General features: G+C 60.4%; 11 protein-coding genes. 6 read left to right on the forward strand and 5 right to left on the reverse strand.

Translation table 11 applies throughout. From position 1 onward, the window contains the following. Positions 1 to 23 precede the first annotated feature (23 nt). A complete protein-coding gene (locus CWS35_RS38480) occupies positions 24 to 1,673 on the forward strand; it encodes an IS66 family transposase (protein WP_100957203.1) in 1,650 nt (549 codons plus the stop codon). Positions 1,674 to 2,345: 672 nt separating this feature from the next. Here CWS35_RS38480 and CWS35_RS38490 read toward each other — a convergent pair. Beyond that, positions 2,346 to 3,518, reverse strand: coding sequence for an acetyl-CoA C-acyltransferase (locus CWS35_RS38490; RefSeq protein ID WP_100957207.1), 1,173 nt, complete (start codon positions 3,516 to 3,518; stop codon positions 2,346 to 2,348). Between the two features lie 160 nt (positions 3,519 to 3,678). After that, a complete protein-coding gene (locus CWS35_RS38495; protein ID WP_100957209.1) occupies positions 3,679 to 3,888 on the reverse strand; it encodes a hypothetical protein in 210 nt (69 codons plus the stop codon). Positions 3,889 to 4,664: 776 nt separating this feature from the next. On the opposite strand from CWS35_RS38495, the gene CWS35_RS38505 reads away from it, so the two are divergent. After that, positions 4,665 to 5,426 carry a LuxR family transcriptional regulator gene (locus CWS35_RS38505; RefSeq protein WP_244626176.1) on the forward strand — a complete coding sequence of 254 codons (762 nt, stop codon included), beginning with the start codon at positions 4,665 to 4,667 and terminating at the stop codon, positions 5,424 to 5,426. Between the two features lie 138 nt (positions 5,427 to 5,564). Here CWS35_RS38505 and CWS35_RS38510 read toward each other — a convergent pair whose 3' ends face one another. Both CWS35_RS38510 and CWS35_RS38515 read right to left on the reverse strand, forming a co-directional pair. Next, complete coding sequence (locus tag CWS35_RS38510; RefSeq protein ID WP_100957211.1) at positions 5,565 to 7,907, reverse strand: relaxase/mobilization nuclease domain-containing protein; 2,343 nt, start codon at positions 7,905 to 7,907, stop codon at positions 5,565 to 5,567. Continuing rightward, the gene (locus CWS35_RS38515; protein ID WP_040427759.1) at positions 7,904 to 8,329 is read right to left on the reverse strand and encodes a hypothetical protein; all 426 of its coding nucleotides are present in this window, start codon (positions 8,327 to 8,329) and stop codon (positions 7,904 to 7,906) included. Before CWS35_RS38515 ends, CWS35_RS38510 begins: the two co-directional genes overlap by 4 nt. A 592-nt stretch (positions 8,330 to 8,921) precedes the next feature. On the opposite strand from CWS35_RS38515, the gene CWS35_RS38520 reads away from it, so the two are divergent. Both CWS35_RS38520 and CWS35_RS38525 read left to right on the forward strand, forming a co-directional pair. Next, positions 8,922 to 9,623 carry a ParA family protein gene (locus tag CWS35_RS38520; protein WP_100957213.1) on the forward strand — a complete coding sequence of 234 codons (702 nt, stop codon included), beginning with the start codon at positions 8,922 to 8,924 and terminating at the stop codon, positions 9,621 to 9,623. Next, positions 9,620 to 10,033, forward strand: coding sequence for a hypothetical protein (locus CWS35_RS38525; RefSeq protein ID WP_100957215.1), 414 nt, complete (start codon positions 9,620 to 9,622; stop codon positions 10,031 to 10,033). Before CWS35_RS38520 ends, CWS35_RS38525 begins: the two co-directional genes overlap by 4 nt. A 54-nt stretch (positions 10,034 to 10,087) precedes the next feature. Here CWS35_RS38525 and repC read toward each other — a convergent pair whose 3' ends face one another. Beyond that, positions 10,088 to 11,320, reverse strand: a complete 1,233-nt coding sequence (gene repC / locus CWS35_RS38530) for a plasmid replication protein RepC (protein WP_100957266.1) — start codon at positions 11,318 to 11,320, stop codon at positions 10,088 to 10,090. A gap of 312 nt (positions 11,321 to 11,632) precedes the next feature. Between repC and CWS35_RS38535 the strand changes: the two genes are divergently transcribed. Together CWS35_RS38535 and CWS35_RS38540 are read left to right on the forward strand one after the other, a co-directional pair. Then, entirely contained in the window at positions 11,633 to 11,935 is a 303-nt protein-coding gene (locus CWS35_RS38535) for a helix-turn-helix domain-containing protein (RefSeq protein WP_100957217.1), read from the forward strand. 110 nt (positions 11,936 to 12,045) lie between these two features. Further along, a complete protein-coding gene (locus CWS35_RS38540) occupies positions 12,046 to 12,417 on the forward strand; it encodes a transcriptional regulator (protein WP_011505045.1) in 372 nt (123 codons plus the stop codon). Positions 12,418 to 12,477: the final 60 nt, after the last annotated feature.

A 12,477-nucleotide genomic window follows, 5' to 3' on the forward strand; every position in this document is an offset into this window, starting at 1 on the left:
GGTCCAAAATATCCGTCAGGTCAATATCGAAGCCGGACGATCTTCCATCGGACCTTGTGAGTGCCCTAGCGGCGCTGCAGGCCGAGCGTGAGGCGCGGCTGCAAGCCGAGGCGGTGGCTGCCAGTGCGCGGGCGGAGCTGTCGGACAACGAGGCGCTGATCGCGCATCTCGAGCTGCGGATCGAGAAGCTCAAACGCGAACTGTATGGGCAGCGCTCCGAGCGCACGGCACGGCTGATCGAGCAGTTGGAATTGGAACTTGAAGAACTCGTCACCACGGCAAGCGAGGATGAGCTTGCCGCGCAGGCCGCGGCGGCGAAGACGCAGAAAGTCCGCGCCTTCACGCGCAAGCGGCCGGTTCGCAAGCCATGGCCGGACGACATCGAACACGAGCGCGTCGTCATCGAGGCTCCGACGAGCTGCGCCTGTTGCGGCGGATCGCGGCTGGCGAAGATCGGCGAGGATGTGACCAAGACGCTGGAGGAGATCCCGCGTCGCTTCAAGGTCATCGAGACGGTGCGCGAGAAGTTCACCTGCCGCGATTGCGAGAAGATCAGCCAGCCGCCGGCGCCGTTCCATGCCACGCCGCGCGGCTTCATCGGCCCACAATTGCTGGCGACGATCCTGTTCGACAAGTTCGGCATGCATATCCCGCTCAACCGCCAGAGTGCGCGCTTCAAGTGCGAGGGGATCGACCTGCCGTTGTCGACGCTGGCCGACCAGGTCGGCCACGGGACCTTCGCCGTCATGCCGCTCTTCCACTTGATCGAACGCCATGTGCTCGCTGCCGAGCGCCTTCATGGCGACGACACCACCATCCGTATCCTGGCGAAGGGCAAGTGCACGACCGGGCGGATCTGGACTTATGTGCGGGATGACCGGCCGTTCGCCGGGCCTGCGCCGCCGGCGGCGGTCTATTACGCCTCGGGCGACCGACGAGGCGAGCATCCCCAGAAGCATCTGGCCGCCTTCGCCGGTATCCTGCAAGCCGATTGCTACAACGGCTTCGAGCCGCTGTTCGACCCGCAGAAGAAGATGCTGCCGATTACGCCGGCGTTTTGCTTTGCCCATGCGCGGCGGGGCTTCTTCGAGCTGGCTGACATCGAGAAGAATGCTCGGGAAGGCCAGAAGGGCAAACCGGTCTCTCCGATCGCGCTGGAGGCGGTCAGACGCCTCGATGCGTTGTTCGAGATCGAGCGCGCCATCAATGGCCGCGGCGCCGACGAGCGGCGCGCCGTGCGCCAGGAAAAGAGCAAGCCGCTTCTCGAAGACATGCATGCCTGGTTGCTGCGTGAGCGCGAAACCCTCTCGCGATCCTCCGATGTCCTGAAGCCGATCAACTACATGCTCAGGCGCTGGAACGACTTCGCCCGCTTCCTCGACGATGGCAGGATCTGCTTGACCAACAATTGTGCCGAGCGCGCATTGAGAGGCATCGCCTTGGGAAGGCGCAACTGGACCTTCGCCGGCAGCCAGCGTGGTGCCGACCGTACCGCCATCATGCTGACGATGATCACCACCTGTCGCCTCAACGACGTCGATCCCAAGGCCTGGCTCGCCGACGTCCTCGCCCGTATCGCCGATCTTCCCGCATCGCGTCTGCACGAACTGCTGCCCTGGGAATGGAAGCTCCTGCGCCAGGCCGACAAGCCCGCCGATCAGCAGGCCGCCTGACCATCACGCAACGCCATCATAGAGCTCGCCGTGCCCGCGCGCATGCGGCAATCCGACGGTCTTCGTCGTATGCAAACCCTGGGCCGAGCTCAAGGCTGCTCGGGGCAGTTTCGAACATCAAGAATCGATCAGCTCCTGACGTCCGGCTGCTGCTTCAAGCCGGTTTGATCTCTTTTGATCTAGATCAAGGAGTCCGCTTTCGGTGATGCCAGAAATTGGAATGGCCAATTTGATATTATATCGATGTCCTTGGACCGGCTTCACCGTGCGAGTGCGGTTGGCCGAAGACGCCGATGCGGAGACAAATGAGATGGTAACATGCCCCGCTTGCAGGAATTTTCATTTCATAAATCGGAAGACTGGCAAACTCGCAAGCGACAAGGATGAATAGGCGACCTTTCGGTCAGTCAGAGCTTTTTGACGGTGTGAAACTTGGGGTCAATAGGCACGTGCATAGAGCGGGCGATCGTCTTCATGTCCGTCGGATCTCCACTGTTTAACAGCCTCCCGAACTCCTCAAGATCTAACACCAACCGATCGACAGGCGCTTCGGGCAGCGTCGGATGCTTTCCTGTCAGTTTTATGCGTAGCCATGCTATTATGCGGATAACAATCATAGCGTATCCCAGCGGGTAAAAGGGGGCATCTCCGCGTCGGTTTATGCGGACGAGCTCAGCTATAGATTTCGAACAAGCCAGCGCCGCCCTGGCCGCCGCCGATACACATCGTCACGACCCCCCACTTCGCCTTGCGCCGACGACCTTCTAGCAGGATGTGGCCTGTGAGCCGCGCGCCCGTCATCCCGAAAGGATGGCCGATTGCGATCGCGCCGCCGTTGACGTTGTACTTCTCGGGGTCGATGCCGAGCTGGTCGCGCGAATACAGACACTGGCTGGCGAAGGCTTCATTCAATTCCCAGAGGTCGATGTCGCCGACCTTGAGGCCATGGCGCTTCAGCAGCTTCGGCACCGCGAATACCGGGCCAATGCCCATTTCGTCCGGCTCGCAACCCGCCGCCGCCCAGGCAACGAAGCGACCGAGCGGCTGAAGTCCGCGCTTCTCGGCATCCTTGGCTTCCATCAGCACCACTGCCGCCGCGCCATCCGAAAGCTGGCTGGCGTTGCCGGCGGTGACGAACTTCCCGACACCCTTGACCGGCTCGAGCTTGGCGAGGCCTTCGATGGTGGTCTCCGGCCGGTTGCACTCGTCGCGATCGACCGTGTAGTCGACGATGCTCTCGGCCTTCGTCGCCTTGTCGACCACCTTCATCTTGGTCTTCATAGGGACGATTTCGTCCTTGAACTTGTTAGCCTGCTGGGCCGCGGCCATGCGGCGCTGCGATTCCAGCGAATACTCGTCCTGGTATTCACGGCTGAGCTTGTAGCGCTCGGCGACGATATCGGCGGTGTCGATCATGGCCATGAAAATGTCGGGCGCGGCCTTCAGCAGGTCCGGGTCGATCGATTCCTTGGGCGAGCCGCCACCGGGGATCGAGATGCTTTCAACGCCGCCGGCTACGATGCAATCGGCGCCGTCCGAACGGATCGAGTTAGCGGCCATCGCGATGGTCTGCAGTCCCGACGAGCAGAAACGGTTGACCGAGACGCCGGCGGTGGATTTCGGCATACCGGCCAGCAGTGCGGCCTGACGGCCGATATTGGGCGCGCCATGCGCGCAATTGCCGAGATAGCAATCTTCGACATAGTCCTTGTCGACGCCGGCGCGCTCGACGGCGTGCTTGATGGCATGGGCCGCCATCGACATCGGTGGGGTGATGTTGAAGCCGCCGCGGCCGGATTTTGCCAGCCCGGTACGTGCATAGGAAACGATAACGGCTTCACGCATTTTTCTGTCTCCGTTAGAAGCGGCGAGTATGGCTCGCGAAAGAAATCGCAGGCGTACTCACCTAAAACGAGATCTACCGCTCCGCTAGGCCACCGATTGCGGGCGCACAACCGGTGCCGAGGCGAGACCAGAGCATCCAATACGCTGATAGCCTACACAGTTATTTGCTGAGGCGACTGAGTTGTTCTTCGGTTACGACGCGTTCAAGTTTTTCCGTCTTGCTCTTGATCCGGTAGCGCGGACGACCGTCGGCTTCGATCGGCAGACGGGAGATGACTGTGTAAACGCTGCGTTCCTTGACGACGGCGCTGCCCTGCGGAGCCTGCACTTGATGGTGGACGTCATCGTTGATCGCATAGTTGTGGGGCATTGTTAGGAACTCTCAACAGTGAGCGACTTTTGCTTGGATAGTACGCCAGGCTCTATGGAAATGAAGAGAAGTGTGAGTGTTCGGTGCTACCGCGTCCCTTATCGTTCAGTTTTCCCACGCTATCCGCGATTCGATCGAATTTGCTGGCAGAGGCACTGGAGTTCATGCCCGTTCTTTTCCCTGCGAGTTTGCTGCTACCCAAGCATTCGCCCGGCCAAAGATCGCGTGCTCGGACCATATGCCTGTTGATTGCAATTGATTCCTGTGACGATTGGAACGTTATTACTCACGGCTGGAGAAGTTATAAGCATGTATTATAGATGTGTCCATGGCAATTTATGCCATTCCTCTTCTGGTATTTGACCGGCTGCGACGCACCCAATCCACCGACATGCCCTCCATGGCAAGCGTCCGGGAGAGGCCCTCGCCGATCATGGCATCGTCTTCCAAAGGCAGAACGCGCATTGTTTTGTTCTCAGGTCTCGAGTTGTCGCGTTCGTTCTCAGATTAAGTTCTGAAACGAAGACTCCAATTCCATTTACACAAGTCCGCAGAAACATCGAGCCGACAGTCACCGCTTAAATAGTCGCACGAGAACAAGCTTCTACAGCCGAGTATAAACGGAAAATATCACACTCTGCCTTCGCCAAATACAGCAGGAATTTTTGGCTTGGTTCTCGCGCCGCCCGACCGCTATACCAACGACTTCTGCACCGCTAAATCGCGCGCCCCGCGCGACGATCTCTCATCAGGTTTTTGAGACAGATCGAATCGGAATGCAATCAGTCGCAAATGGCTTGAGAATGACAGACTTATTTTGGAGCACTTGGGAGATTATCTCGCTGATAGAGCAGGCAGCTGACCAAAACGCTATTCAAGACTGTCTTATAAACATCGCTAAAATTTACGGATTTGCTTCGGTGTTTGGCGGAATCGTACCACCGGGTGATATGCGAAATTCAAAGACCGAAATCCAAGCTCGCGCGGTAGTACAATATTTCCCTAAAGGCTGGGGAGCCAGATACGTCGATCAAAATTATCTTCCCCGAGATCCGATTTTAGCTCGGCTCCAAAAAGATCGAAATGCATTTTCCTGGTCAGACGGTTATAGATCCTGTCCCGACCCAGACAATGTGCGGATTATCGGAGGTGAGGCCGCCGACTTTGGGCTAGTGGAGGGCTTTGTGATCCCTATCACCACATTAGACCAGCGGACGGCGGCATTGTCATTCGGCGGCGCGAGGGACGACCTCAGCAATCGTGACCGATCAGCACTTACTTTTCTCGCACATTTCGCCATCGGCCATTGGTTATATTTGCGCCGTCCGAACTTAACACGTTCTAAACCGCTCTCGCCTCGCGAATTTGACTGTCTTCTCTGGGCCGCGGAAGGAAAAACCGATTGGGAAATATCTGTCATTCTCGGTATTTCTCGGTCAACAGTTACGAAGCACATCGCTTCAGCACGCGAGAAACTTGATGCTGTTAGCAAATCCCACGCGATTGCAATCGCCATGCGTCTAAAGATTTTATGCTAAAATCTCCCTCGCACGCTCCAGGAACAATTCAATCATCCTCGGCGAGCAGCTTCATTGTAATATGCCGTTACGATATTCTCAAACGCGCAGTAATCCTATTTGCGGTACCTTTTAGATTTCGCTGGTGATGTTTGCTCCTCATCTAAGCCTTTGTCCCTTGATTGATTGCAAGCTTGGCTTTTCCGCCTCGAGCTCACGCACGATCTTTTCCTGTTCCGCGCGAAGCTTTGCCAAGCCATCGGTCTGGATCAAGGCAGCCGGCAGTGGCTGTGCTGGATGTTCGGCGATTGATCTCGCGGCCTCGGCAGCAGCGGCTGCCTCGCGCGCTTCCCGGGCCGCCGATTGTTGCGAACCGGCAACGATAGCCCTTTCCGCCCGCAATTCCTGCTGCGAGGCTTGATCAATGCCCCCGCGGCCCTCCTGCCGTCGCTCCGCATCGATTGCACTACTTGCAAGATATTCATCGGACGTCGCCTCAAACTCTTCCTTGATCCGAATCTCCTGGGCGCGCTCGATAAGCCGATCGGCGTTCACGCCGACGATGGCTTCGACCTCCGCCTGGGCGAGCTGCTGCACACCGCGTTCCTGCATCCGCTGGAGATCAATCCGATTGGCAAGCGTTTCAAGGTAGCGCGCCGAAGTCTCACGGAACTGCTGCTTGGTCTCCCCATCTAACAGGTCGCTGGTTCGCGAAACCGCTTCGTTCATGAGTCGCAGATCCTGGACCATCTGCTCCGATGTAATTGGCATGTCGCCCTCCTTGCTCAACAATTCCACCCGTTTGCCGATCGTGTGAAGAATGGCTCCAACAGTCTGCGCCATCAACAGCCGCTCAAGCATATCCTTCGCCATCCGGTTTGAAGGCTGCTCCACCGTGACTGCCTTCCAGGCCACGATGCTCTCGTTCACGACTTTGCGGTCAGGCGCGGACATCGGCAAGCGGATGGGATTGGTCCTCGCCACCCGGATCCGCTGCCGCGCATTGTCGATAAGACGTTGATTGGCGGGATCGGCAGCATAGGCGCGATCTCGGGCTTCTCGCGCCGGACGCGGCCGATCCGCCGCTTCGACGATCGCCTTATCCTTCGGGCCGTAACTTTGCGAGGAAGCCCGCTCCTTCGCGGTGGTCGCGACGATCTTCAAGCCTTGTGCCTGAGCGTGCTGTGCATACACCTCGCGCCATTCCGCGAACGTATCCCGATTGGGACGGATCTTCTGGCCGGATTCGTTCTTCACGGTGATGACGGCGTGAGCGTGAATGTGCCCGGCCGATTCCTTGTCCGTATGAACGCCAAACATGAACTTATGATCGGCAAAGCGATCGTGCAGGAACGCACGCGCTGCATCGGTGAAGGCGGCCACATCCGTTCCAGCCTTCGCCGAAATGATCAGGTGCATCGTATCGCGCGCGGATTGCGACCGGAGCGACGGACCCCATTCGCGCGCGGCGACCCGCGCATCTGCCACGTTGGACAAGCTCTTGCCGCGGTCGTCGAGTGCTGCGTCCTTCTCGATCAGCTTATTGAGCCTGTAGGTGACGCCGTCTCGACCATGGCTGGTCGCCCCGGGTCGGATTAACACCGCCTGCCCGTCGATCGCCGAGGCCGCTTCGATCCTGGCGCGGACAGCGGCGGCGGACACTGAATCAAGACGGCGTGGTCGGGCGTCATGATCCCGATCGGCAGCCTGGGCCTCTCTGATGCGAAACCGTTCCTTGCCGCTCCCGGCCATCGCGGCGACGACGTGCGCCTCGAGCGCGCCCTTGTCGTCGACGTCGACGCGAGCCGCGTAGCGATGTCCCGAGAAGCCGGCCGCGATCGCCTTCTGGTAGGCCGCTCGGCCTTCGGCATTGTCTGAGACACCTTCAAACTTCAGACGGAATGCGCCAACGTCCTGGCTCTCCGCACGCTTCGAAAAATCTGCCGACCAGGCCTTGATCTCGTCGGCGACGGCTTCGCGGTTCGTCAACAACCGCCCGTCATGGGTCTCGAGCGGAACATCTTCGCGCTGGACATATTGGCCGGTCGCCGTGGCGCGCGTGACGCCGCGCGCATAGGACACTACCTTGATGACAGCAGGCTGGTAGCCGGCAGCGAGTTGCCGGGCTCGGCCAAGGGGTCCGCCCTGTCCTGCCCCGCCGGAACTCATTGCGGTCCCGCTAGCGCCGAATCCTCCGGAGATCGGGCTCGGCGCGCCACGCAGAGGCGCGGTCCCAGGTCCTGCGCCGCCACCCCCGCTCGCGGCCGGGATCGAGCGGGCCCGTTCCTCATCCCACTCACCCGTGATGGTCGCGCCACGGATGATGTCTTGTGCCGGCGGCGTCTTGGGAAGCGGCGCCACCCGTGCTCGCCTCGCGCGGACGTCCTCGTCCAACGCGCCGGGCCGGCGGGGCCGCCGACGTTCCGCTCGCGCCTCCGCGACCGCCCGACGCGCGGCCTCGACCTGTTCAAGCCACCAGACAATCTGTGCTGCGCGGCTCATGGGGCGGCCTCATCGGCGACGAAGTGCAACGTCAACTTGGCCTCTCGCCGCAACTTCGACCCGTAGGCGACCGTCATTTCGGTCAGCTCATCATTAATCGCGGCGACGACTTCATGAAGACCTCGCCACACGGGCTCCGTGTCCTCGATCCGCACGGCCTGGCCGCGATGGATGGCTCTAAGCACCTGCGCCAGATTGCGGCCGACCATCCGGACCTGCTGCGCGAGTTCGACGACAGCGCGCGTGTTCTCGGCCGACAAGGCCGGTCCCGCCTGAACAGACGCTCGGATCAATCGCCGCACCACCTCCGCTTTCGGCAGGCCGAACAACGCGACAGCCTCCTGCAGACGCTGCTCATCTGCATCGGACAGCTCGGTCCGAAGCCTCGGCTTGCGTCGCAGGGCTCTTGCAGAGCGGACCATCGAGGTTCCCCTCCTCCTCCCGTTCGCTCGGCTCGCCGGTCGTGAGACCGGAGCCGACTACGCCGGCGTCCCGACAGGACGCCGGCGTCGCGCGTCAGCGCCCTCCGGCTGCGCCCAGCAGCCGTTCCCCGGTTTGGCCCACAAACCGATATCTTGTCAACCAATATCTAATACGTTGAATGTTAGATGCTAAGTTCATGAAGAGCTCTCGCGTCTGAAAGAGCCGTCCGTATGGACCCTTCAACACCCTCGCCCGCAGGGTCTCCCGTGACCAACTGATTGCGATAATACCGCAATGCCGTAGTGCCGTGTTGCGTCATGTCACGATTGCCGCACAAACGGAATGCCGCAAAGAGGCAAGCAGATAAAGCCTCAACACCGCACAATCACAATGCCGCAATCTCGCAACACTGCATTCCAGGACTACCGCAATGCCGTACACGCGCATTCGCGCATCTCCGCAACAACATATTGCATCAAGACCGCGATCGCGGACTACCGGAATGGTACAATGCGGGGATTGCCGTATGTTCACTATGTTGTATGTTGTTGCCGCATCCATGGCCATTGAGATCGCCGACGGAGGAACTTTTTGCCAAGCATCTTCGCTGTAGCGAACCCGAAAGGCGGAAGCGGCAAGACCACCGTCGCAATCATCCTGGCGGGCGAGTTCGCCAAGCACGGTTACTCGGCCGCCATCGTGGATGCTGATCCGCAGGGGTCTTCCTATCAGTGGCATGCGTCGTCGGTCGCGCGCGGCCTTAGCCCGCAGGGCGTAGACCTGGTGCGCGCACCTGACGAGAAAGCCCTCGCCCAGGCGATTGATCGACTCGATGGCTACGACGTCGTCGTCATCGATACTCCCGGCTACTATGGCGATGTCTTGATCCGGTCGGCACTCCGCGCCGATCTCGTCGTCTTGCCCTGCAAGGTGCACACCTTCGACGCTTCGCAGGTCGTGCGCACGATCCGCAATCTCGAACAGCATGCAGCCACTTCAAAGTTGCCGATGAGCCAGCATCGCGTTCTGTTCAACGAATATGACAGCCTCGACCGTAACACCCGGCCCCTCAAGGAGGTTGTCGCGTATCTCGATGCCGAAAAGGTTCCCGTCTGCGCCAATGCGCTGTACCGGCGCATCACGTATCGAACCATGACAAGCGGACATGGCACCTTGTACCAGATGAGCGACAAGGACGAATCGATCCGGAAGGCGCGCTACAACGCCGACCAGGTCGTGCGCGAATTGCTCGCGGCAAGCCAGGCCGCCGGCCAGGGTGATAGCGCGGCATGACGGATCCCGCCTCCGCACAGAAACCGGATCGTCCTTCCCTGCCCCGCGATGCGTTTCGCGCCCATCGGGTCAACGCGTCGGCGCCAGATGCTCTCGCGGCCAAGCCGGTGGTCGTGACGCCGGCATATGAAGACCAGGTCACCGCGCCAACGGCACACTCCGCGCAGACGGATAGTTCGTCCGCGCACATGCAGCCGCGCCCTCAGAAAGCCCGCGATCGAAATCCATTCGATGCCTACGGCGAGCGATCGTCGTCTCGACCTTATGCGTTGCGCTTCCCCGATGCGATCGACCTTGTCGTCCGTCAGATGGCCGCCGAGGAGCGAACACAGCCGCTTCGCATCATCGACCGCATTGTCTACGACCACCTCAAACGAATCGGCCGCCTGCCGCCTCCGCGCGAAGCTTGACGGCAAGGTCTCGCTACGGGCGGAAATCAGCGGAGCGAGACGGCAGGATCGCCTTTACGAACAATCGTCCGGGAAGGAAGATGGGAGGCGGTCTCGGTCACTGGCCGCGCGCCCTTGCCGGCGTAGCGCCATCAGCATAGGCCAGACTGAGAATTCCCCAGCTGCGGCACGCCGGGCCAGAATTCTGAGATAGCCCCCTGGATTCTTGATGGCGGCGCCGCGTTGCAGGATGGCGGCAAGCACCGCGCCGGCTTGGCCGTCGCCCATTGCGGCGCAGGCTTCCTCCCAGGCGCTGGGACTGATGCCGAGCATAGGGCGCACAATTGATGCTGTGCTTACAAGATCCTGAGAGGTGCGTATGCCGCCACGGGCGTAGTCGACAATGTCAGGACAGAGTTCGACCACCATCCGAATAGGGATTGAACCGGCCGATCGGAGACTTTCGGCGTCGGCTGTCTCGGGAGCGCCTGGTCCTGAGTCCGGTTCGGATGGGTTCGGCCGCTCAGGGGCTGAATGCTGACTCTGATCGGCGGGCGGGTTTGGAAGACCGGGCTCGATCGGATCAAGGTCTTGTTCAAGAACGTTGACGATCGCTGCTGCCAGGCTCGCCAGCTCGGCGACGATGGGCTCTAGGACTTCGCTCGTCGGGACGCGAGGAAGCCGGCCCATGATGTCGCGGAAAGTGCCATGATAGGATGCCCAGTCGGCGGCGACACCCTGTTCTACTCCAGTTGCAATCATCTTGGCGATGTCACGCCGCACCAAAGTCATCCGCTCGCGAAGAACGGTAAGGGTTTGGCGTCGGGCGATCGCGGCCTCGGCCAGAGCGGCGAATTCGTCGGCGCGGGCTACGATCGGTCCGAGATCGAAGCCAAAGGCCTGTTCAATATCGCCCGAAGTCGTCTTGCGCGCGTAGCGCTTGCCGTTCGGGCTATCGCGCCGAAGAATGAGCCCCCTATCGACCAGCCCAGCAAGGTGGCGGCGCAAGGTCGAAGCGGCCATTCCGTGGGCGCGCAGCGCGAGAAGACGATTTGAGGGGAATACGACGAGATCGCCGGCGCCGGCAGTCAACACCGTGTCGGGGTGAAATGAGAGCAGCGCATTGAGCACCGCGAGCGCGCGGTCAGAAACCGGCAGCGATGTCCGCGCCTGGCAGATGTTTCGGAACACCTGCCATTTGTGCACGGGCTTGCCGTGGGGACATTCTCTGATATCGCGCTGCATCTTTACGGTGCTGAGCGATAGCGGTCGCCGTCCAAACGGCGTGATCGGATTTTGGTCAAGCATCTCCATTCGCTCCTCTCGTTGGGAGAGCGCGGGGCAAACAAAGACCGTGGCGTAAAAACGCGAGTCCTCTTGAACTGTCGGATGGCGCGGGCTAAAATGCCTTCATGCGATTGCGGCACTGTTGGTGATTGGCGTCGCCAGCCCGCTCATCCTCACGAGAGACCCGGCTCTGCCGGGTTTTTCTTTGTCCGAACGCACCTCTCTGGGCTGAATCGAATCCGTCTATTATATTGAATGTTGACGGGCGGTCCAACGTATAGGTTGGCTAGCGGATCGACGGGTCGTCGGCATTGGAAGTGCGAGGAATGACCGATGGGCGAAAAGCAATGCCGCCGAAAGGCAGCTCACGCGGCGCAAGGCAGCACACTGCGACGGGCGTCCCAGGCCGGGCTGGAAAGCCTCCGGTTGGAATCAGGTTTGAGCCGACGGGAGTTTGCCGAGCGCCCGCGCATACCACGGTCGAGCTATTTTCATCTGATGACGTCGGCCGCCAATCCCAGCCTCGACTACATCGAGCTCATTGCCGAGCGGGCGGGCGTCGATCCGCTGAAATTGCTTCGCCGTCCTCCGGCGGAACCGCGCCCGGACATCAGGGATACATGGGCTGCAAGGTGAGTCGTTTCAACCACTTGCCTGTTAAAGTTTTTAACATCCAATATACTGGACCTCGGGCTTCATGTATGTTCCCGTAGTTTTTTCGCTATGGATCCGAAAGCCAGTCAACGATGCCGCCCGTCCGCAAGCCGCTTCCCGTCGATCACTCGATCCTGAACGAGATGTTGGCGATCCGGCTGCAACAGCTCGAGATCGAAAACGGCGGGATGGAAGCCTTCCTGCCGAAGACCGGCCTCGCGCGCGGCACCTACTACACGATCCTCCGCGGCATCGGGAATCCGACGCTGCGGACGATGGAGCGAATCGCTTCGAGCCTGAACATGAGCGTGCTCGAGCTTCTCGGCTTTGAGGTTGGAGATGCCCGCCGCGCTCTCAAGAAAAGCGGCGTCAACTATGACGAACTCGTCTCGGCGATCGGCAAGAAAAATCGGGCAGACCGTGGGCTCGCGCGGCAGACCCGATCGCGAAAACTTCCTTCGTAGCGGTCCGAAGACTCGCTCGCGGCGAAGCTACCTCGTCAGCCGTTCGACGAGGAGCAAGGC

Origin of the sequence: Bradyrhizobium sp. SK17, from assembly GCF_002831585.1 — a bacterium.
Classification (GTDB): Bacteria; Pseudomonadota; Alphaproteobacteria; order Rhizobiales; family Xanthobacteraceae; genus Bradyrhizobium.

Coding starts and splice junctions, on each gene's coding strand:
- CWS35_RS38510 (WP_100957211.1), bottom strand. CDS start 7,907: ATGAGCCGCGCAGCACAGATTGTCTGGTGGCTTGAACAGGTCGAGGCC.
- CWS35_RS38535 (WP_100957217.1), top strand. CDS start 11,633: ATGGGCGAAAAGCAATGCCGCCGAAAGGCAGCTCACGCGGCGCAAGGC.
- CWS35_RS38505 (WP_244626176.1), top strand. CDS start 4,665: ATGCAATCAGTCGCAAATGGCTTGAGAATGACAGACTTATTTTGGAGC.
- CWS35_RS38490 (WP_100957207.1), bottom strand. CDS start 3,518: ATGCGTGAAGCCGTTATCGTTTCCTATGCACGTACCGGGCTGGCAAAA.
- CWS35_RS38540 (WP_011505045.1), top strand. CDS start 12,046: ATGCCGCCCGTCCGCAAGCCGCTTCCCGTCGATCACTCGATCCTGAAC.
- CWS35_RS38515 (WP_040427759.1), bottom strand. CDS start 8,329: ATGGTCCGCTCTGCAAGAGCCCTGCGACGCAAGCCGAGGCTTCGGACC.
- repC (WP_100957266.1), bottom strand. CDS start 11,320: ATGCTTGACCAAAATCCGATCACGCCGTTTGGACGGCGACCGCTATCG.
- CWS35_RS38525 (WP_100957215.1), top strand. CDS start 9,620: ATGACGGATCCCGCCTCCGCACAGAAACCGGATCGTCCTTCCCTGCCC.
- CWS35_RS38495 (WP_100957209.1), bottom strand. CDS start 3,888: ATGCCCCACAACTATGCGATCAACGATGACGTCCACCATCAAGTGCAG.